The organism is Telluria sp. LT2P80 (assembly GCF_059685955.1).
Map to the genome: position 1 here is coordinate 1 of NZ_JCASIO010000013.1, position 21,806 is coordinate 21,806.

At 65.5% G+C, this 21,806-nt stretch carries 14 protein-coding genes and 1 other RNA gene; 5 read left to right on the forward strand and 10 right to left on the reverse strand.

Annotation, left to right across the window (positions count from 1 at the left end; translation table 11 throughout):
• Positions 1 to 248: 248 nt before the first annotated feature.
• Positions 249 to 1,175, reverse strand: coding sequence for a LysR family transcriptional regulator (locus AC56LW_RS22455; RefSeq protein WP_499637816.1), 927 nt, complete (start codon positions 1,173 to 1,175; stop codon positions 249 to 251).
• Positions 1,176 to 1,271: 96 nt separating this feature from the next.
• Between AC56LW_RS22455 and AC56LW_RS22460 the strand changes: the two genes are divergently transcribed.
• From AC56LW_RS22460 to AC56LW_RS22470, 3 genes are all read left to right on the forward strand, one after another.
• Positions 1,272 to 1,907 (forward strand): NAD(P)H-dependent oxidoreductase, encoded by a 636-nt coding sequence (locus AC56LW_RS22460; RefSeq protein ID WP_499637819.1) that lies wholly within the window; start codon positions 1,272 to 1,274, stop codon positions 1,905 to 1,907.
• Positions 1,908 to 2,388: 481 nt separating this feature from the next.
• The gene (locus AC56LW_RS22465; RefSeq protein WP_499637935.1) at positions 2,389 to 5,241 is read left to right on the forward strand and encodes a hybrid sensor histidine kinase/response regulator; all 2,853 of its coding nucleotides are present in this window, start codon (positions 2,389 to 2,391) and stop codon (positions 5,239 to 5,241) included.
• A 1-nt stretch (position 5,242) separates the two neighbouring features.
• Complete coding sequence (locus AC56LW_RS22470) at positions 5,243 to 7,414, forward strand: putative bifunctional diguanylate cyclase/phosphodiesterase (protein ID WP_332529838.1); 2,172 nt, start codon at positions 5,243 to 5,245, stop codon at positions 7,412 to 7,414.
• Positions 7,415 to 7,434: 20 nt separating this feature from the next.
• On the opposite strand, the gene AC56LW_RS22475 is transcribed toward AC56LW_RS22470, so the two are convergent.
• The 6 genes from AC56LW_RS22475 to ubiD form a co-directional block, all read right to left on the reverse strand.
• Entirely contained in the window at positions 7,435 to 9,840 is a 2,406-nt protein-coding gene (locus AC56LW_RS22475) for a penicillin acylase family protein (RefSeq protein WP_499637822.1), read from the reverse strand.
• Between the two features lie 111 nt (positions 9,841 to 9,951).
• Positions 9,952 to 10,542, reverse strand: coding sequence for a recombination mediator RecR (gene recR, locus AC56LW_RS22480; RefSeq protein WP_332529836.1), 591 nt, complete (start codon positions 10,540 to 10,542; stop codon positions 9,952 to 9,954).
• Positions 10,543 to 10,601: 59 nt separating this feature from the next.
• On the reverse strand, positions 10,602 to 10,931 hold the full coding sequence (locus tag AC56LW_RS22485) for a YbaB/EbfC family nucleoid-associated protein (protein WP_183550557.1): 330 nt from the start codon (positions 10,929 to 10,931) through the stop codon (positions 10,602 to 10,604).
• Positions 10,932 to 10,970: 39 nt separating this feature from the next.
• Positions 10,971 to 13,196, reverse strand: a complete 2,226-nt coding sequence (locus AC56LW_RS22490) for a DNA polymerase III subunit gamma/tau (RefSeq protein WP_499637825.1) — start codon at positions 13,194 to 13,196, stop codon at positions 10,971 to 10,973.
• 171 nt (positions 13,197 to 13,367) lie between these two features.
• An RNA gene (ffs, locus tag AC56LW_RS22495) (signal recognition particle sRNA small type) lies at positions 13,368 to 13,466 on the reverse strand.
• Between the two features lie 69 nt (positions 13,467 to 13,535).
• The gene (ubiD, locus tag AC56LW_RS22500; protein WP_499637827.1) at positions 13,536 to 15,020 is read right to left on the reverse strand and encodes a 4-hydroxy-3-polyprenylbenzoate decarboxylase; all 1,485 of its coding nucleotides are present in this window, start codon (positions 15,018 to 15,020) and stop codon (positions 13,536 to 13,538) included.
• Between the two features lie 621 nt (positions 15,021 to 15,641).
• Here ubiD and AC56LW_RS22505 point away from each other — a divergent pair.
• The gene (locus AC56LW_RS22505) at positions 15,642 to 16,439 is read left to right on the forward strand and encodes a transglycosylase SLT domain-containing protein (RefSeq protein ID WP_499637937.1); all 798 of its coding nucleotides are present in this window, start codon (positions 15,642 to 15,644) and stop codon (positions 16,437 to 16,439) included.
• A 127-nt stretch (positions 16,440 to 16,566) separates the two neighbouring features.
• On the opposite strand, the gene nusB is transcribed toward AC56LW_RS22505, so the two are convergent.
• Genes nusB through ribBA form a run of 3 tightly spaced genes read right to left on the reverse strand, consistent with a single transcriptional unit; the run spans position 16,567 to position 18,682 of the window.
• Positions 16,567 to 17,037, reverse strand: a complete 471-nt coding sequence (gene nusB, locus AC56LW_RS22510; protein WP_183550548.1) for a transcription antitermination factor NusB — start codon at positions 17,035 to 17,037, stop codon at positions 16,567 to 16,569.
• Between the two features lie 19 nt (positions 17,038 to 17,056).
• Positions 17,057 to 17,536: a 6,7-dimethyl-8-ribityllumazine synthase gene (ribH, locus tag AC56LW_RS22515; RefSeq protein WP_183550546.1), complete on the reverse strand. Its 480-nt coding sequence runs from the start codon at positions 17,534 to 17,536 to the stop codon at positions 17,057 to 17,059.
• 33 nt (positions 17,537 to 17,569) lie between these two features.
• Complete coding sequence (gene ribBA, locus AC56LW_RS22520) at positions 17,570 to 18,682, reverse strand: bifunctional 3,4-dihydroxy-2-butanone-4-phosphate synthase/GTP cyclohydrolase II (protein WP_499637830.1); 1,113 nt, start codon at positions 18,680 to 18,682, stop codon at positions 17,570 to 17,572.
• A gap of 346 nt (positions 18,683 to 19,028) precedes the next feature.
• Here ribBA and AC56LW_RS22525 point away from each other — a divergent pair, with 346 nt between their 5' ends.
• The gene (locus AC56LW_RS22525) at positions 19,029 to 21,737 is read left to right on the forward strand and encodes a two-component system response regulator (protein WP_499637833.1); all 2,709 of its coding nucleotides are present in this window, start codon (positions 19,029 to 19,031) and stop codon (positions 21,735 to 21,737) included.
• Positions 21,738 to 21,806: the final 69 nt, after the last annotated feature.

Here is a 21,806-nt window from a genome sequence, read left to right on the forward strand (position 1 = left end):
ACCCACGTGCTCAATGGCACTCAGTCTGAACAGTGTCACCCCGACCGGCCACATCAACAATATTATCTACTGGTGCGCTGGCATCTTCAATATACGAGGTCTGACATTCGGACACGAGTTCAACAATAGCCTGTATATGAAAGACGTTGTGAACGGACTACGGAAGAGTCCGTGTCCAAATGTCAGACCTGACCCTGGCTATGTGACCCTGGCTATGAACGCACTAAAGAAGAGCCCGTGTCCAAATGTCAGACCTGACCCCGGCTATTTGCATTTGCCCGCGCTGCGACGAGCATGTCAATCAGCGCGCGCGACGCGGCCGAGAGGCCTCGGTGGGCCGGGTAGACGACCGAGAATGCGCGCGTGCGGCCACTTAGCTGCGGCAATATCTCCACCAACTGTCCGGCCGCCAGGCTGGCTTCGGCAAACAGGCGCGGACACAGTGCGATCCCCATTCCCTGCTCGGCCAGCCAGATAACGCCCATCGCGTCGGTCGACACCATCACCGACGCCGGCGGGATCCAGTCGATGTCGCGCCCGCCGTCCCGCAGCTGCCAGGGGAATACCCGTCCGGTATTGGGCCGGACAAAGGCGATGCATTGCTGGCGCGCCAGGTCGTCGAGCGTCGCCAGCGATCCGGCTGTCTCCAGGTAGGCTGGAGATGCCAGCAGGCATAGTGGCGATGCTTCCAGCTGACGCGACGCCATCGTGCTGCTTGGCAGCGGGCCGGAGCGGATCGCCAGGTCGAATCCTTCGGCCACCAGATCGACGTTGCGGTTGGTGATGTCGACGTCCAGCTCGACCAGCGGATAGGCGCGCGCGTAGGCGGCCAGTATCGGCGGCAGGCGCTGCTGGCCGTAGCCGGTGGACACGCTCATGCGGACCTTGCCGCTCAGTTGCGCCGTCGTGCTGCGCATCGCCTGCTCTGCCTGCCCGAGCCGGGCGAAGGCATCGCGTGCCTCGTTGGCGTAGCGCTGACCGGCGTCGGTGAGGCTGAGGCTGCGCGTGGTCCGGCGCAATAGTTGTGTGGCGAGCCGTGCTTCGAGTCGGGACAGGGCCCGGCTCAGCACCGAAGGCGTGGTCGACAGCACGATCGCGGCTGCGCTGAACGAACCGTGCTCGACGACGCTCAGAAACACCTCGACATCGGCCAGGTGATCGAACTTGCGTGCCATCTTGTCTCCTCAAGAACAAATCATTTGCCAGAATCATAGTTTATCTATCTGCTGAGAAAAAATACAATGGTGCATCTATCTAAAAAAAGGAATCACATGGAATTGCTCGACAAACTGAACTGGCGCTATGCCACCAAGGCGATGGACCCCACCCGCAAGGTGCCGCAGGATAAGATGGACCGGATTATCGAAGCCGCGCGCCTGGCGCCTACGTCGTCCGGCTTGCAGCCCTATGAAATCCTGATCGTGAAGAATCAGGCACTGCGCGCCAAGATCAAGGACGTCGCCTGGAACCAGGCGCAGGTGGTCGATGCCTCGCACCTGCTGGTCTTCGCGGCCTGGGACGACTACACGCCCGAGCGGATCAACCACATGTTCGACCTGACCAACGAAGTGCGCGGTTTCCGCAACGAAGGCTGGGAAGCCTACCGCCAGCAGCTGCTGTCGACCTACCCGGGCCGCGATGCCCAGGTGAATTTCGAGCATGCGGCGCGCCAGGCCTACATCGGTTTCACTGCGGCGATGGTCGCCGCCGCCTTCGAGGAAGTCGACTGCACGCCGATGGAAGGCTTCGATCCGGCCGCTGTCGACAGCATCCTGAACCTGGGCGAACGTCACCTGCGTAGCGTGGTCATTCTGCCGCTGGGCTACCGCAAGACCGAAGATGACTGGCTGGCAGGCCTGGCGAAAGTGCGCCGCCCGCTCGACCAGTTCGTCAGCGAAATCGACTGATTTTCGTTTTGCCGTAACCTGCCGGGCGGCGTCGATCTGCGCACGCCGCCCTGCTCCGCCACCATGATGAGGGGGAGTGATTCACCATCCGTGTGTCGCCCCAGGTATCTCCCCGCTGCCCGCTGCGTTGGCCCATGATGCGTCATGGGCCGGACCTGGCCATGGTTGCCGCTGTTCGGTGACCCCGACCTTCACAGTTGGTTAGTTACATTTTTAACGAGTGGGACTGGATCGTCGCTGTCCGGATCAGTCCATCCAACCTTCAGCGACTAATGTACGCTCGCTCCCTTTCAATTTGGGCGTGTTTGCAACACGAACCCGGTTCGCCCGCCCCCTTTGCGCTCACGCAAAGCCGCGCACGCCCCTACCCCGTATATTTTTTTCCTGCGGGCTCTTTCCCGCGCGGAGGATCCGCGTCGTGCAGGTCCATGCCGCTGTGCCCACCGCGGGAATTGCGATGCCGAACTTCGAGCGCTAGAGCCTGAACCGGAAGCTGACCATCATCTCGCTGCTCTCGACCGCGACGGCGTTGCTGTTCGTGTTCGCCGCGTTTGCCGTCACCTCCATCCACAATCACCGCCGCGCCGAAGCTGCGCAACTGACGGCATTCGCGCGCGTCATCGGCGCGGCCTGCGCCGGCGACCTGATGCTGGTCGACCGCAAGCAGGCCGGCGCGACGCTGTCGGCCCTCGAAGCCCGCCAGAGCGTCTCGGCCGCTGTGCTGTACGACCGTTTCGGCCAGCCCATCGCCGCCTACCACACGCCGGGGCGCCAGGCCGCCGCCCTCGCGCCGCTGGACGACATCGAGGCCGGCACGCTCGAGCAGATCAACCGCGGCGGCCGCGCGCTGCTGGCGCGCCACATGCGCGTGGTGCAGGCGGTGCGGCACGGCGAACTGGTGGTCGGCGCAGTGATGATCGAAGCCGACCTGTTGCCGATGTGGCTCGACATCGCCACCAGCCTGGGCGTGATCGGGCTGGCGATGGGCGCGGCGCTGCTCGTGTCGCTGGTGCTGGCCGGACGCCTCAAGCACAGCATCGCCGAGCCGATCACCAAGCTGATCCAGGCCGCGCACAAGGTTTCGGCCAGCCAGAACTACGGCCTGCGCATCCCGCACACGCGCAGCGACGAACTGGGCGTGCTGATCGACAGCTTCAACGGCATGCTGGCGCAGATCGAAGAGCGCGGCGCCGCCCTGCTGCACCACCGTGACGAGCTCGAACGCCAGGTCGGCGTGCGCACCGAGCAGCTCGAGAAAGCCAAGAATGCGGCCGAAGCGGCCAGCCGCGCCAAGAGCGGCTTTCTGGCCACGATGAGCCACGAGATCCGCACGCCGATGAACGGCGTGCTGGGAATGACCGACATGCTGCTGGCCACGTCGCTCACCGACGCCCAGCGCAACTACACGCAGCTGGTGAAACGCTCGGGCGAGCATCTCCTGGTGATCATCAACGACATCCTCGATTTTTCCAAGATCGAAGCCGGCAAGCTCACGATCGAGTACATCAACTTCAACCTGTGGGACCTGCTCGACGAGATCCACAAGGTCTACACGCCGCAAGCCGCGGCCAAGGGCCTGGCGTGCGACTTCGACATCGCCAACGACATCCCGGTCGCGATCTGCGGCGACCCGAACCGGCTGCGCCAGATCCTGGCCAACCTGCTGGGCAACGCGCTCAAGTTCACCGACGATGGGCGCATCCTGGCGCGCGTGCGCGTGGCGGGCGAAGACCCGCAACAGGTCGTGCTGCGCTTCGAAGTGCACGACACCGGCATCGGCATTTCGCGCGAAGCACGGGCGCGCCTGTTCAACGCCTTCTCGCAGGCGGACGACTCCACCACCCGCAAGTACGGCGGCACTGGCCTGGGGCTGGCGATTTCGAAGCAGATCGTCGAGCTGATGAACGGCGCCATCGGCGTCGAGAATGCACAGCAGCGCGGCTCGGTGTTCTGGTTCACGGTCAGCTTCGACAAGCACCGGGTCGACGCGGACGCGCCGGGCCATCACCTCAACACACTCGATGGCCTGCGCGTGCTGGTCGTCGACGAGCAGGACACCAGCCGCAAGGCGCTGGTACAGCAGCTGACGACGTGGCATGCGCAGTGCGACGACGTCGGTGGCGCACTCGCGTTCGAGTGGCTGGTCAACGCGGCCCGCGCCGGCCGGCCCTACGATGCGGCGGTGCTGGACATGGAACTGTGCGAGACCAGCGGCCTGGCCCTGGCCGCCGCAGTGCGCGCCGAACCGCTGGCGCGCGACACGCACCTGGTGCTGCTCAGCCCCGAACGGCTGGCCGCCGATCCGGTGCAACGGCGCGAAGCGGGCGTGGCGTACCAGCTGGTCAAGCCGGCGCGCGCGGCCGATCTGTATGCGTGCCTGGCGGTGCGGGCGGCGCGGCTGCAGCGGCCTTCCGCGCCGCCGGCCGAGGGCAGCGGCCAGGAGCCGGCGCTGCATCCGGCCCGGCGCGCGCGGCGCGTGCTGCTGGCCGAGGACAACCCGGTCAATGTCGAAGTCGCCCGCGCGATGCTGGAAAGCCTGGGCCTCGAAACGGGCTGCGCGAAAAACGGCCAGGAAGCGCTGCGCGCCGTGCACGAAGGCCGCTGGGATGCGGTGCTGATGGATTGCCAGATGCCGGTGATGGACGGCTTTGCGGCCACCGGCGAGATCCGGCGCCACGAGCGCGAGATGGGCCGCCAGCGCGGGCTACCCGTGATCGCGATCACCGCCAACGCGCTGCAGGGCGACCGCGAAGCCTGCCTGGCGGCGGGCATGGACGATTACCTGTCCAAGCCCTTCACCCAGCAGCAGCTGGCTACCGTCATCGGCCGCTGGATCGCGATGCCGCTGCTGTCGGCGCGCGAGCATGGCGACGAGCCAGTCGTCGAGATCGCGCCAGCGACGCCGCTGCCGTCAGCCCGGCCTGCGCCTGCGGCGGCTACTGCCTCCACGCGCACCGATCAGCACACTACCCCAGGCGCCGATCCGATCAACCGCACCGCCCTGGAGAATATCCGCGCCCTGAGCCGCGACGACGGCGACGCGCTCGTGCAGAAAGTGATTGCCGCCTACGTCGGCGACACGCCGCGCCAGTTGCATGCGCTGCGCCAGGCGCTGGGCGAAGGCGACGCCGAAAGCGTGCGGCGCGTGGCCCACGGCCTCAAATCGGCCAGCGCCAATATCGGCGCCACGCACTTGTCAAGCCTGTGCCGCGAACTCGAACAACTGGGACGCAGCGGCAATGTGGACAGCGGCGGCCCGCTGCTAGCCGACCTGGCACGCGAATTTCGCGCGGTAAGACTGTCGCTGCACGCAGCGCTTGAAAAGGAATCCTGACATGCCTTCCGCTCCCACCCAGCGCGTGACGGTCCTGGTTGCCGACGACGATCCGGTCATGCGGATGCTGATGCTCGAAATGCTGGCACAGGTTGGCCTGGACGGGATCCAGGCCGGCGACGGCATCGACGCCCTCGACCAGGCCCGCACCGGCCAGCCCGACCTGATCCTGATGGATGTCGACATGCCGCGCATGGACGGTTTCGCTGCCTGCCGCGCGATCCGCGCCGCCGAACGCGATGGCGTCTGCGTGCCGGTCATCATGGTGACCGGCAGCGACGACATCGAAGCCGTCACCCATGCCTACGAAGTGGGCGCGACCGATTTCGTGTCCAAGCCGATCAACTGGCAGATCCTCGGCCACCGCGTGCTGTACGTGCTGCGCGCCAGCGACGCCATCGCCCGCCTGCGCATCGCCGACGCCCAGAACCGCGCCGTGCTGGCGGCGATTCCCGATACCTTCTTTCGCCTGAATGCCGACGGCTTCTATCTGGATTACGAGCAGGGGCACGAACGTCCCGGTCACGAACAACCTGGCCAGGGCAGCCTCACCCGCCCGGACCCGCCCGACAGCGCCGGCGCCCGCTTCATCGGCAAACACCTGACCGCGACGCTACCGCCCGACATCGCCGGGCGCATGCTGGAGCAGATGAAAGCCGTGCTGACCACGCACCAGGTGCGCTCGGTCGAATACGAGCTGGTCGACGGCGGCGTAGCCCAGCATTTCGAAGCGCGCCTGGTGGCCACCAGCTCGTCCGAAGTGCTAGGTCTCGTGCGCGATATCAGCGAGCGCAAACGCGCCGAAGAACAGATCCGGCGCCTGGCCTATTGCGACGGCCTGACAGGGATCCCGAACCGCCAGGCGTTCCTGGAAACGCTCGAACGCGAGCTGCACCGCTCGCGGATCGGCAACAAGAAGTTCGCGGTGCTGTTCATGGACCTCGATGCATTCAAGCGCATCAACGACACGCTTGGCCACAATGCGGGCGACCAGCTGCTCAAGATGGTGTCCGAGCGCCTGCGCGAAACCACGCGCCCGAGCGACGTGGTCTCGCGCGGCGACGGCGGCGAAGTGAACGAAGACGGCGCCAGCAACCTGGCGCGCCTGGGCGGCGACGAATTCACGATCCTGATCCCGGACCTCGAACGGGTCGAGCACGCGCTCAACGTCGCGCACCGCGTCAAGGAAGCGATGCAGCGTTCGTTCATCATCGAAGGCAACGAGATCTTCGTCACGGCCAGCATTGGCATCTCGCTGTTCCCGGAAGACGGCGACGATTGCGTCTCGCTCCTCAAGTTTGCCGACACCGCGATGTACCACGCCAAGAGCTGCGGCAAGAACAACGCGAAGCTGTACAGCTCATCGCTGACGATGCAGATCATGAGCCACGTGAAGCTCGAGGTCGGCCTGCGCCGCGCACTGCAAAACGACGAGCTGTACCTGGTCTACCAGCCGCAGCGCGACGTGGCCAGCGCGGAGATCGTCGGCGTCGAAGCGCTGGTGCGCTGGCGCCATCCCGAACGAGGCCTGATCGCGCCGACCGAGTTCATTCCGCTGGCCGAAGAAACGGGCCTGATCGTGCCGATCGGCGAATGGGTGCTGCGCACCGCCTGCCGCCAGGCACGCACGTGGCAACGCCTGACGCAGCGCACGCTGCGCATCGCGGTGAACCTGTCAGCCAAGCAGTTCAAGGACGAGAACCTGTCGCAGATCGTGCTCTCGGCGCTGCTCGACACGGGGCTCGAGCCGCGCCTGCTCGAACTGGAGCTCACCGAAGGCACGCTGATGGACGATGCGCGCGCCACGATGGTCACGCTCGAACGCCTGCGCAATATCGGCGTGCACCTGTCGATCGACGACTTCGGGACCGGGTATTCGTCGATGAATTACCTGAAGCGCTTCGACGTGCGCGCATTGAAAATCGACCGCAGCTTCATTTCGGGCCTGCCGCAGGATTCTGAAAACGCGGCCATCACGCGCGCGATCATCGCGATGGCGCACGGGCTGAAAATGGTCGTGGTGGCCGAAGGCGTCGAGACGGGCGAGCAGCTCCTGCTGCTTGAAGAATATGGCTGCGATCTGGTGCAGGGCTACTATCTCGGCCACCCGTCCGGCGCCGAGACGATCACCGAGCTGCTGCAGGTCGTGCAGCTGGTGCTGCCGGCCAGGTAAGGCCGGCAGCACCAGCAGTATCAGGGATGGAGGCGCAGCGTGTAGCGCGCCGCGCCCGGCAACAACGGCGTCGGCTTGCCATCGACCCAGGCTGCGTGCCCGGTCAGGAAAAACGGCGACAGCGGATGGCCGCTCTGCCCGCCCGGCATATTGTACAAACCTTCTTCTTCGCGCCCCGGCGACACGACCAGGCGTTCGGACTGGCCGAACTTCGGCCCCGCCACGCGCGGCATATGCGCATCGCCGGCCAGCTGGTCGGCCGGTGCGGCGAGCCAGGGCCGCAGCGCCGGCACCGCCATGCTGATCGGATGCGCAACGCCGGCCGTGTTGCGCTGGCCCCAGGTGGCTTGCGCCAGTGGCGTGCCGGCGTCCTGCAGCGCGGCGATCGCGCGGTCCACCGCGGCCAGTTGCAGCGCCTGCCAATCGGCGTGCCCCGGCGGCAGCCAGCCGGCCGGCCGTGCGTCGAGCAGGCGCGCCACGACGGCCGGCCAGCGCGCGCTGGCGCCGGCGGCGCTGGCTTTCGGGTCGAGGTCTTTCAGCGCCAGATTGGCGCCGCCGTACAGCAGGTCGTGCAGCGCCCACATGAAGTCGCGCGCGAGGCGGTAGCCGACCGAATTCACACTGGCGCGGCCATCCCAGCTGGTCTCGAGCAGGCGCCGGAACTCGGCGCGCGCCGGATGCCCTGCCAGCGCCCCGGCGTCGAGCGCGGCCAGCGCGCGTTCGCGCCAGGCACCGATCAGGATCGCGCGGTCGTCCAGCGCCGCGTCGAATGCACGTCGCACGTCGGTCTGCGCGCCCAAAGCGGCCAGGCCATCGTGCAGCTGGTGGTTGCGCATGCCCAGGTCGTAGCCGCCGTCGCCCAGCAGCGCGTAACCGGCGCCCATCAACTGGCGGCTGTTGGCAGTGGTGAGCTGGCCGTTGGCGGGATTGACCACGCGCGGATGCGCCGCATAAGGCAGCGCGCCTGCCCAGGTGGGCGTTGCCGCATCCGGCGTCAGCGGGAACGTCGTGGCACTCGGCGCCGTCGTGCGCTGCGGCAGCAGGCCGGCGATCGTCCAGCCGATATTCCCCTGCGCGTCGCCGGCCACGAAGTTCTGCGCCGGGATGCCATCGCTGGCGGCCGTTGCCAGCGCGGCAGCCAGCGTCGCGCTGGACTCGAGTTTCAGGTGCTGCATGTTCAGCGCCGCCGGGTCGTGCGCGATCCAGTGCACGGCGTAGCTGCGGCCGGCGACCTCGCGGATCGGGCCCAGCGAGGTCTCGCGAATGACCATTCGTTCGGCCGGCGCGCCTTTCACCAGGATCGACTCGACGTGTTCCTGCGGCGTTTCCCACTGGCCCTCCACCTTGAACTGGCCCGGGCGCGCGGCGTCCACGCCCAGTTCGACCAGGTCCAGCGCATCGGCATAGCTGTTGGTGAAGGGCCACGCTACCTGGCCATTGCTGCCGACGATGACGGAAGGCGGCGCGCCGGGCAGGCTCACGCCGACGAGACGCCGCTGGCCGCCGGGCGCCGCCGGATCGGGAAAGCGCAGCGCCAGCCGGTACCAGATGTTCGGCAGTTGCAGGCCAAGGTGCATGTCGTCGGCAACGATCGCCGCGCCATTCGTGCTGCGGCTGCCGGCCAGTGCATAGTTGTTGCTGCCGACGGAATCAGTCACGTCAAGACCGGCCAGCTTGACGGGGGCATCCGGTGGGTTTGGCGCCCCACCCCACCAGGCTGGCGCACGTGCGGGAATCGGGGCCGGCGCTGGTGGCGCGCCGCCATCGAGCGTGGTATCGAACGCGGTCGCCTCGGGCAGCAGAAAGGCCAGTTGCACGGCGTCGCTGTGCTCGCGCAGCCAGCCGCGCGCCAGTTCGCGCGACGCCTGCATGCCTTGCAGGTCGATGTACATGGCCCAGACGACGAGCAGCGAATCGGCGCCATGCCACGGACGCTGCGCAGCGCCGGTCAGCGCGTATTCGAACGGCCGCGCGTTCAGCGCCGCCAGCCCGGCGTTGACACCGGCCGCGTAGCGTTCGAGCAGCACACGCTCGGCCGGCGCCAGACGCGCGAACGTGGCCTGGGCGCGGGCGGCGAAACGGTGCAGCCGGTTGGCGCGGTCGAGGGGTACGGCGCGTGGGCCGAACAACTCGGCCAGCTCGCCGGATGCCGTGCGGCGCAGCAGGTCCATCTGGAAGAAGCGTTCCTGGGCATGCACGAAGCCGGTCGCATATGCCACATCTGGCCGCGTCGCGCCGGTGATCATGGGGACACCGCTCGCGTCACGCTCGATGCGCACCTCGGCCGACAGGCCCACTCCCTGACGCTCGCCATCGAGCTGCGGCAGGCTGGCGCGCAGGAACAGCCACGCACCCAGCAGTACCAGCAGCACGAGGCCCAGCAAAGCGGCCAGGCCGCGCAACGTCCATTTCTTCCATCCCTGCATGGTGTCTCCCTGAGAGCTGCGCTAGTGCTGTGTATGTTGCCAGAAAACTGTGCCACAAAGAAATGAGGCCCGCGTGAACGGGCCTCGTCGGGAGCCTGCTGACGATGCCAGCTACGTGCTGCGCCGATCGAGCATCGCGCGCGCAATCGTGCCAGCGTCGACATACTCGAGTTCGCCGCCGACCGGCACGCCCCGTGCGAGACGGCTGACCTTGAGCCCGCGCGCCTTGAGCATTTCGCTGATGTAGTGCGCGGTGGCTTCGCCCTCGTTGGTGAAGTTAGTGGCCAGCACCACTTCGCCCACCACCTCGTCGGTGGCGCGCGTCACCAGTTTTTCCAGGTGCAGATCGCGCGGTCCGATGCCATCCAGCGGCGACAGGCGCCCCATCAGCACGAAGTACAAGCCGCGCCAGGTCAGCGTCTGCTCGACCATCAACTGGTCGGCAGGTGTCTCGACCACGCACAGCAGCGTGTGGTCGCGCTCGGTATCGGCGCACAGGTCGCAGATCTCGATGTCGGAGAAGGTATTGCACTTGATGCAGTGGTGCACCGTGTCGACCGCCTGGTACAGCGCGCGCGACAGTTGCGCCGCGCCTTCGCGGTCATGCTGGAGCAGGTGAAACGCCATGCGCTGGGCGGATTTGGGACCCACACCAGGCAGGCGCCGGAGCGATTCGATGAGAAATTCGAGGGATGTCGACATGGATGGGTGAATAAAACGGCCCGCCGGCATGGCGCCGGCAGGGCCGCATCATCCCTGGATCAGAAAGGCATCTTGAAGCCAGGCGGCAGGCCCGGCATGCCGGCGGTCACGCCGCTCATTTTTTCGGCGGCGGTGGCTTCTGCCTTGCGCGACGCGTCGTTGAACGCGGCGGCCACCAGGTCTTCCAGCATGTCGCGGTCGTCGCCGAGCAGCGACGGGTCGATCGTGACGCGCTTGACGTCGTTCTTGCAGGTCATGACGACCTTGACGAGGCCGGCGCCCGACTGGCCTTCGACTTCAACCAGGGCCAGCGCTTCCTGCGCCTTTTTCATGTTGTCCTGCATGGCTTGCGCCTGTTTCATCAAGCCTGCGAGCTGGTTTTTCATCATGGTGTGGTTCTCCAAATGGGGTTATCTGTAGTGATTGGATCAGGCGATCTTGACCGAGCCGGGCACGACGAACGCATCGAAGCGTTGCTCGAGTTCCTGCACGAACGGGTCGGCCGCGACCAGGGCCTCGGCTTCGCGCTGGCGCGCCTCGCGCGCCGCTTTCTGTTCGGCGCCGGCGGTGTACCAGACCGGGCCGATATCGGACTCCACGCAGACGCGCAGGTTCGGGAAATGTTCTTGCAGCGCCGCCGCCAGCTTCTCGCTGTTGCCGCTGGCGCGCAGCGTGTCGACCGGGACGCGCAAGCGGAACGTGACCGCATTGTCACGCGCCTCGCATGCGACCAGCTCGGTCTGCAGCGCCAGTTGCTGGGCCACGCCGCGCAGCGGCAGGCTGCCAGCCAGCGCCGGCCAGTTGCCGTCCCAGTCGATCTCGGGGACCGGCGTGATGACGTAGGCATGCGGCGCCACGCGCGGTGCACGGACAGCTGAAGCCGCAGCCGCAGCCGCAGACGGGGCAACCACGACGACTGGCGCGGCCTCGGTGGTGACGGTTGCCACAGCCGTGTCATCCGAAAACTCGGTGACCCAGGACGGCACATCGTCCTCGGGCGGCTGCTGGGCGCGCAGCGCCGGCTGCGGCGATGCGATCGCTTGCGCCTGCGCCGGTGCAACGGATTGCGCAACGGCCTGCTGGCCGCCGCCTTCCCATGGCGGCGCGGACCGGCCTTGCGGCGCCGCTGAGGCCGCGTGCATCGTGGCGCCCGGCCCTGGCGCGGCAGGCGCGGAAGGCCGCGGTGGTGGCGGTGCAGGGTCAGCAGCAGGCGCCGGCGCGGACTCGGGACGCTTGTTGCCGCCTGGTCGCATACCGGCGCCGGCGCGTGCTGCTTCCAGCGCTGCATTGATTGCCGCCCGCGCCGATGTCATCGGCGGCGCGCCGGGTGCCGATGCACTGGTCGGTGCAGCAGGCATTGGCGGCGGTGGCGCTGGTGCTGGCACTGCGGGACGTGGCGCAGGTGCCGGTGGCGTCGCTGCGGTAGCGGGTGCCGCCGATGCAGCCGCGCGCGGCGTCACCGCTGCATGGCTGGCAGCGGCGGCAGCAGCCGCGCGGGCGCCGGGCACATTGATCGGTGCGGCGGCGGGCGGGGCCTGGACCTCGGCGCCGCCCTGGCCGGGGCGAAACGCCAGCATGCGCAGCAGCGTCATGGTGAAGCCCGCGTATTCGTCGGGCGCAAGACCGATCTCGTTACGGCCATGCACGGCAATCTGGTAATACAGCTGCACTTCTTGCGGCTCGAACAGGCCGGCCAGACGCATGATGTCGGCCAGCTCGGGCAAATCCTGCGGCACCGCGCCCGGCACCGACTGCGCCAGCGCGATGCGGTGCAGCAGCGTGCCCAGGTCTTGCAGCGCGCCGTTGTACGACAGGCTGCGGCTGGCCATTTCATCGGCCACCGCCATCAGGTCGGCGCCGTCCTGCGCGGCAAGCGCATCGAGCAGGCGCACCAGGTACGACTGGTCGAGCGCGCCGAGCATGCCCTGCACCGCTTCGAGCGTGACCTGGCCGGCGGCGTACGCAATCGCCTGGTCGGTCAGCGACAGCGCATCGCGCATCGAGCCGTGGGCGCCTTGCGCCAGCAGGCGCAGCGCCGGCTGCTCGAACGTGACGCCCTCTTGCCCCAGGATGTCTTCGAGGTGGCCGACGATATGCCCCGGCGGCATCTGCTTGAGGTTGAACTGCAGGCAGCGCGACAGCACCGTCACCGGAATCTTTTGCGGATCGGTGGTGGCGAGGATGAACTTGACGTGCGGCGGCGGTTCTTCGAGCGTCTTGAGCATCGAATTGAACGCGTGGTTGGTCAGCATGTGCACCTCGTCGATCATGTAGACCTTGAAGCGCGCATTGCTTGGCGCGTAGACCGCCTGTTCGAGCAACTGGGCCATCTCGTCGACGCCGCGGTTGGACGCCGCATCCATCTCGATGTAATCGACAAAGCGGCCAGCATCGATGGCGACGCAGGCTTCGCAAACGCCACAGGGCTGCTCGGTGATGCCGCCCTGCCCGTCCGGGCCAATGCAATTGAGCGACTTGGCCAGGATGCGCGACAGCGTGGTCTTGCCGACCCCGCGGGTACCCGTGAACAGATAGGCGTGGTGCAGCCGCCCGGTGCGCAGGGCGTGGCTCAGTGCACGGACGACGTGCTCCTGGCCGACCAGCGTATCGAAATTCTTGGGACGGTATTTGCGGGCGAGGACTTGATAGGACATGCCACGATTTTACCGCAGATGACGCCCGCCGCGGACATTCGGCGGATGCGCTGGCATACAAGACGGCATGCGATGCTGGCGACACGCGTGACGGCGCCATGCTGGCGAACGTGATGCAAAAAGGGGGGCAAACAGAAAATACGAACGCGTAATGACGCGAAGAACAACGAAAGAGGCGAGCCTGATCTGCGGCACTTGCGGTGAACGGCTTTGGCTGCTTCGTTCCCGACCTGACCAGGTAAACCATGCCGCAATGCGCAGGGGCCCGCCAGCGCGAATTATACCCCACGCACGCGGTTTGGGGAAATGGCCGGCAACATCCATCGCCGGCCACTGTCATCAGATCCCCAGTTCTTGCCAGATTGCATCCACGCGCGCCTTGACGTCCGGCGCCATCACGATCGGCGTGCCCCACTCGCGGTTGGTCTCGCCCGGCCATTTATTGGTCGCGTCGATGCCCATCTTGCTGCCCAGGCCACTGATCGGCGAGGCGAAGTCCAGGTAATCGATGGGCGTATTGTCAACCAGCACCGTGTCGCGGGTCGGATCGACGCGGGTCGTGATCGCCCAGATCACTTCTTTCCAGTCACGCACGTTGACGTCCTCGTCGACCACCACGATGAACTTGGTATACATGAACTGGCGCAGGAAGCTCCAGACGCCGAACATCACGCGCTTGGCGTGGCCCGCATACTGCTTCTTCATCTGCACGACCGCCATGCGGTAGCTGCAACCTTCCGGCGGCAGATAGAAGTCGGTGATCTCGGTGAACTGCTTCTGCAGCAACGGAATGAACACTTCATTGAGCGCCACGCCCAGCACGGCCGGCTCATCCGGCGGTTTGCCCGTATAGGTTGAGTGGTAGATGGGGTCGCGCCGCATCGTAATCCGGTCAATGGTAAACACCGGAAAACTGTCCCGCTCATTATAGTAGCCAGTGTGGTCGCCATATGGCCCCTCGAGCGCATGCTCGAAACCGGTCGGGTGGTTCGCATCCGGATAGATATGACCTTCCAGCACGATCTCGGCTGACGCCGGCACACGCAGTTCGCTGCCGATGGCCTTGGTCAGCGTCGTGCGACTGCCGCGCAGCAAGCCGGCAAACTGGTATTCGGACAGCGAATCAGGTACCGGCGTCACCGCGCCCAGGATCGTCGCAGGATCGGCGCCCAGCGCCACGGCGATCGGATACGGCTTGCCCGGGTTCGACAGCGCGTGCTCGCGAAAATCGAGCGCGCCACCCCGGTGCGCCAGCCAGCGCATGATGACCTTGTTCCGGCCCAGCACCTGCTGGCGGTAGATGCCCAGGTTCTGGCGTTTCTTGTTCGGCCCCTTGGTAATCACCAGGCCCCAGGTGATCAATGGTGCGACGTCACCGGGCCAGCAATGCTGGATCGGCAGGCGGGCCAGATCAACGTCCTGCCCTTCCCAGACGATCTCCTGGCAGGACGCGCCCTTGACTTCCTTTGGCGCCATGTCCCACACCGCTTTGACTAGCGAGCCCATGCCCATGATGTCGGCAAAGCCCTTGGGTGGCTCGGGTTCCTTCAGGCGCGCCAGCACGTGGCCGATGCGGCGCAGCTCACTCACATCGCTCGCGCCCATCCCCAGTGCCACCCGCTTTGGCGTGCCGAACAGGTTAGCCAGCACCGGGATCGTGTGCCCGGTCGGCTTGGAAAACAGCAGCGCAGGACCCTCGGCGCGCAACGTGCGGTCGCACACTTCGGTCATTTCAAGGTGCGTCGAGACAGGAAAATCGACACGTTTGAGCTCACCCATGCGCTCCAATTGGGCCATAAAATCACGCAGATCTGTATATTTCATCAAGTTTTAAGCTTTTCTTCGGTTGGAGAACATTAGTGAAGCGACGCCGCCAAGTGATTGATTCGACAAGTGTTTCACGCTCATCAGTACACCCTTAATAACTGGAAGTAATATAGAACAGTCGTGCTAGGGTTGACTTGATATAAGCTCGCCCATACAATCCGTCCTACTTGATGAGGCAGCGATACTTTTTTTGACACAATTTTAGCTGTTCTCATGCATTCACGGGGTCGGGGCCCCACATGACATTGTAGGAGTGTTTTCAACGGGCGTCTGCCCACTCCCCCGAGACAGTTGTTGAGCCACTGGCACCAGTCCCCATGTTGGACGGCAGCCAGCTGAAGCAAGGCAATGACGGCGTTAGTCGGCCGCGTCGCGGCGACAAACGATTTTCTGATGCACGGTCCAGAGCACCCCACGTAACGCCTTTGGCGCGACGACGGGCTTCTTTTTGCCGCGACAAGGGGAAATTCGATGTTTCATCGTTTTATCATGAGCGCAAAGTTCATGCACTCCAGGGCCAGCCAGCCCATCACGGTATCCTCCGTGACCAAAACGGCACGCAGTGTTGTACAAACTGCGCGTTCTACCCTGACCGTATTCGGTCTTAGCGCTGTAGCCCTGATGGCCCTGATCTACTCCAACGACAGCGTCGCCAAGCGCGTCTCCGAGATGCTGCATCCGGAACCGGTCGTCGCCGTCAACATGTCGGCAGCACCCGTCGCCACCGTCGTGCCTGCAATGCAGGCCACGGCGCAGACGGTTGCCGTTGAAACGACCCACATGGGCACGTCGTCCGCCACGCTTGGCAACACCAAGCAGCAGCAGTACGTGACCAAGTGGCTGTCGAAGCGTTACCGCGTCGCCAGTGACGCCGCCAATATGCTGGTTTCGACCGCCTACCTGACGGCGCACGACCTGAAACTCGATCCGCTCCTGATCCTGGCGGTGATGGCGATTGAATCGGGCCTGAACCCGTTCGCCGAAAGCGCGATGGGCGCCAAGGGCCTGATGCAGGTGATGGCCAAGGTCCACCACGACAAGTTCGAGAAAGTCGGCGGCCAGCAGGCAGCCCTCAATCCCGTGGCCAACATCCGTGTCGGCGCCTTGATCCTGAAAGACTACGTCAAGCGTACCGGTTCGGTCGAAGGCGGCCTGAAGACCTATGTGGGCGCGGCCGACATGGACAGCGACCAAGGCTACGGCGCGAAGGTCATCAACGAGTATCGCCTGCTGAACCAGGTCGCGAAAGGTCAGAACGTGCCGGCCATGAAGCGCAACAAGCCGACGCCGGCACCGATCGTCGTCAGCAAGCAGCCCGAAGCCGACAGCGTCAAGCCGGATGCAACGCCAGTGCCGGAAGCGACGACCGCCGCCACCGCACCGGTGGTTACTTCGGACGCTTTGGCCGGTCTGTAAATTCGACGGCTCATTTGAAAACCACCGCCTCGGCGGTGGTTTTTTTACGCCGCTTACGCGGGCGACGATCAACAAAAAAGCCACCGGCTTGCGCACGGTGGCTTTTTACATGGTGCAGGCAAGACGATCAGCGGCGCTGATCGCCTGCAGCTTCGTCCGGACGCAGGCGCTGGGCCAGCTTGTCCAGCACGCCATTGACATACTTGTGGCCGTCGATACCGCCAAACGACTTGGTCAGCTCGACGGCTTCGTTGATCACGACGCGGTATGGCACTTCGGGATGGTTCTTCAGCTCGTACGCGCCCAGCAGAAGCACCGCGTGCTCGATCGGCGACAGTTCGGCGATCGAACGGTCGATCAACGGGGCGATCGACTCGCGCAGCTCGACCGAGGTGCTGATCGCGCCATTGAGCAGCGCCGAGAAGAACTCGCTGTCAGCTTTGTCGAAACCATGGGCGCTGCGGATATTGGCCGCCACGATACGTGCCGGTTCGTTGTTCAGCAGCCATTGGTACAGACCCTGGAGCGCGAACTCGCGCGCGCGGTGGCGCGGCGTGCGGTTCTTGCTCGGGTTGGCGTGCATATTCTTGTCAGTCATTGTTCTCTTGCCTTTAGTGTTATTCGTCTTCTGGCACCAGCTCGTCCAGGGCCATCAGCAGGTTGGCCATTTCGACGGCGACACGCGCGGCGTCGGCGCCTTTTTCGGCCATGCGCACTTCTGCCTGCGCATCGTTCTCGGTGGTCAGGATCGCGTTGGCAACCGGGATGCCGTAATCGAGGCCGATGCGGGTGATGCCCGCGCCCGATTCGTTCGACACCAGTTCGAAGTGGTAGGTTTCACCGCGGATGACCGCGCCCAGCGCGATCAGCGCGTCGAACTGTTCAGTCACGGCCATGCGCTGCAGCGCCAGCGGCACTTCGAGTGCACCCGGCACGGTCACGTGCAGGATGTCTTCATCGGCCACGCCCAGGCGCTTGAGCTCAGCCAGGCACGACGACAGCAGGCCATTGCCCACGGTCTCGTTGAAGCGGGCCTGCACGATACCGATGCGCAGGTCTTCGCCCTGCATATTGCTTTCAAAAGTTCCTACCGTCATGACTGACCTCTTGTATTAGTTGGATGGGATGATTCAGGCGTCGGGACGCGGCACGTAGCCGGTCACTTCCAGGTCGAACCCGGTCATCGACGGCATCTTGCGGGGATTGGCCAGCAGCTGCATCTTGCGCACGCCGAGTGCGCGCAGGATCTGCGCGCCGATGCCATAGGTACGCAGGTCCATCGACGCGGCGCGTGCGCCGGCGCGGCTGCCCTTGGCATCCTGCGGCGCCAGTTGCGCAAACAATTGCTCGGCCGTTTCGCCGCAATTGAGCAGCACGATCACGCCGGCGTCGCTGGCCTTGATCGTGCGCATCGCCGAAGCCATGTCCCACGAGTGGGTGGTGGCGCGGTTTTCCAGCAGGTCGAGAATCGACACCGGCTGGTGCACGCGCACGAGCGCTTCTTTGTCAGGCGACAGTTCGCCATGCACGAGCGCCAAGTGGGCCGAGCCGCTCGGTGCGTCGCGGAATGCCACCAGCTTGAATTCGCCCGCCTCGGTCGACAGCGCACGTTCGGCAATGCGCTCGACCAGGCATTCGTTCTGGCTGCGGTAATGGATCAGATCAGCGATGGTGCCGATCTTGAGATCGTGCTCGTTGGCGAACTCGATCAGGTCGGGCAGGCGCGCCATGGTGCCGTCTTCCTTGATGATCTCGCAGATCACCGAGGCGGGCGACAGGCCGGCCATCTGCGTCAGGTCGCAACCGGCTTCGGTATGGCCAGCGCGCATCAGGACGCCGCCCTTCTGGGCGCGCAGCGGGAAGATGTGGCCCGGCTGGACCAGATCGTCCGGTACGGTGCCCTTGTGGACCGCCACCTGGATGGTGCGCGCGCGGTCGGCCGCCGAGATACCGGTGGTCACGCCTTCGGCCGCTTCGATCGACACGGTGAAATTGGTGCCGAACGAGGTGCCGTTCTTGGACGTCATCATCGGCAGGGCCAACTGATCGCAGCGTTCTTCGGTCAGGGTCAGGCACACCAGGCCACGGGCGTGGCGGATCATGAAATTGATCGCCTCGGGGGTGACGAAATCGGCTGCAAGCACGAGGTCGCCTTCGTTTTCGCGATCTTCTTCGTCGACCAGAATGACCATGCGGCCAGCGCGCAGTTCGGCGACGATTTCCTCAGTGCTGGAAATGGACATACAGATTCCTTGAAACAGGGGTTTTGCGTAATCCGCTATTTTAAAGGATTTACAGACGCCCAACGGCATTCCCGATGGCCACAGCGCCAAATTGACAGCACGATGTGCCCTTGTCGTCAACCATGCGTTGCCAATAGACAACCACAGGTGACCGCGTGTCGGTTAATTGTTAAGCTTGTTCATTCGCGTGGCAAGCCCGCGGCACGACCGTCACCAACTGGATTATGATTAACACATTATTGCCGTATTTACCCTTTCACCGCGGCAGTCTTTCCGACGGAGTTGCCATGCCGCTTGCTTGCCCCCTTCATCCTCCAGGCGCCACTGCCAGCGGCAGGCTTCACTGATGGCGACCATCCTGATTGTCGACGACCGGCCCAGCAACCGCAGTTATCTGAGCGCCCTGCTCGGCATGAGCGGGCACCGCATCCTCCAAGCCGAAAACGGCGCCTGCGCGCTGGCGATCACGCGCGCCGAGCTGCCCGACCTGATCATCACCGACATCCTGATGCCGACGATGGACGGCTACGAGTTCGTCCAGCAGCTGCGCGCCGAGCCGGCGCTGGAAAACACGCGCGTCATCTTCTTCTCGGCCGTGTACTCCGAGCGCGAAACGGTGGCGATGGCGGCGCGCTGCGGCGTGACCACGGTGCTGGGCAAGCCGGCCGACCCGCACCGCATCCTTGACGCCGTTGACGCCGAACTGGGCGTGGCCGGCGGCGCGCCGGTGCCCTGCCCCGTCACCGAGCACGAACACGAGCGCGACTTGCCGTTCGACCTGGGCGCGCGCCTCGGCGAACTCGAACGCATGTGCATGATGCTCGTCGGCGAACGCCGGGTCGAGGCGCTGGCCGCGGCATTCGTCGACGCCGTGCGCCGTGTGCTCGACGCCGATTGCGTTGCCCTGTGCCTGCTGGGCAGCTCCGAAAACAGCGTGCGCCACCTGAGCACGTATGGTGTCGACGCCGCCCTGCTGTTGCCATCGGCGCTGGATGAGCACGACCTGCCGGGCGTGCTGCTGCGCGCCCGGGCCCCATTGCGGCTGGATGCGGACGATGCGCTGCTGGCCACGCTGCCCGCCGGCCATCCGCGCGTCGTGCACCTGCTCGGCCTGCAGGTCCATGACCTGCAGCACCCACTGGGCTGGCTGTATTGCACGCGCGCCGACGGCGGCGCGCCCTTCACGGACGAAGAAGAGCGCTGGGCCACGGCGCTGGCCGCACAACTGGCGGTGGCCTACGAAAACCTGAACCTGTACGAAGTGGTCCAGCACCATGCGGCGCAGCTGCAGCTCGAGGCCATTGCCCGCGCCGATGCCGACGCCGCGCTGCGCGACAGCGAACACCGGCTGGAACTGGCGCGCCAGGTGTTTGACAGCACCCAGGAAGCGATCCTGATGACCGACGCCGACGCCAATATCGTCGCCGCCAATCCGGCCTTCGAGACGATCACCGGCTATGTCGAAGCCGACGTCATGGGGACCAATCCGCGCTTCATGCGCTCGGGCCGGCACGACGCCGCGTTCTACGCCAGCATGTGGAACTGCCTCGAACAGGACGGCCAGTGGCGCGGCGAAATCTGGAACCGCCGCAAGAATGGCGAAATCTACCCGGCCAGCATGAGCATCAGCGCGGTGCGCGACGATGCCGGCAACCTGACGGCCTACGTGTCGGTGTCGACCGACCTGTCGGCGCTGAAAGCGGCGCATCACCAGCTCGACTTCCTGTCGAACCACGACGCGCTGACGCAATTGCCGAATCGCTCGCTGTTCAACGACCGCGTGGGCCAGGCACTGGCCGCGGCGCGCCAGGATGCCAGCCAGGTCGCGCTGCTGCTGTTCAACGTCGACCGGCTCTCGCGCATCAACGACAGCCTGGGCCACTCTGCCGGCGACACCGTGCTGCGCGAAGTCGCGCGCCGCGTTAGTGTGCTGGCTGGCCCCACCGATACCGTGGCGCGCCTGTCGGGCGATGAGTTCGTGCTCTTGATGACCGATTTCGACGACACCGATGACGTGATCTACTGCGCCCAGAAGCTCATTGACGCCGTCGCCGAGCCGCATGGCGTGGGCGGTCACGATCTGGTGGTCACAGGCAGCGTGGGCATCAGCATCTATCCGCGCGATGGCGATGCGCCGGGCGACCTGCTCAAGGCGGCCGACGCGGCGCTCACGCACGTCAAGGAGTCGGGGCGCAATGGCTTTCGCTTCTTCAAGGGCGAGATGAACGCCGAGGCGCTGCGCTGGCTGGCGCTGGAGACGCGCCTGCGGCGCGCGATCGAACGTGACGAACTGGCGCTGCACTACCAGCCGCAAGTGTCCCACCTGGACGGCACACTGGTCGGCATGGAAGCCCTGCTGCGCTGGAACAGCGGCGAGATCGGCAATGTCTCGCCGGCCGACTTCATCCCGCTGGCCGAAGACACGGGCCTGATCCATCCGATCGGCGAATGGGTCATCCGCCAGGCCTGCTTCCAGAACAAGGCCTGGCAGGATGCGGGCCTGGCGCCGGTACGCGTGGCGGTCAATGTCTCGGCCCACCAGTTCAAGGCCGGCGCCGTCGTGTCGGTCGTGCGCAGCGCGCTGCGCGACAGCGGCCTTGCACCGCGCTGGCTCGAAGTCGAACTGACCGAAAGCGTGATGCTGGGCGACAGCAGCGCGGCCGAGGCCCAGATGGCCGAACTGCGCGCGCTGGGCGTCTCGCTTTCGCTCGACGACTTCGGTACCGGCTACTCGTCTCTGGGCTACCTGTCGCGCTTCCCGCTCGACAAACTCAAGATCGACCAGACCTTCGTGCGCAACATCACCAGCGAGCAGCGCAGCGATTGCCCAGGCCACCATCGCGCTGGCCAAGGGCTTGTCGCTGGCCGTGGTCGCCGAAGGTGTCGAGACGATCGGCCAGCGCGATTTTCTCGGCTCGCTCGGGTGCGACGTGATGCAGGGGTATCTGTATGGCCGCCCCGTTCCGGCCGTCGACATGGCGCGGTTGCTGGCGCTCGGTCGTGTGATGCTGTAAGGGCTGCGCCGTCGCTGCACGGTCCCTGCAGCGTTCGTTAGCGTAGCCTTAAGCCCAGCCGTGCAGCGGCGCGCGCGCTGTAAAATGCACCGATCAAGTCACCGGGAACC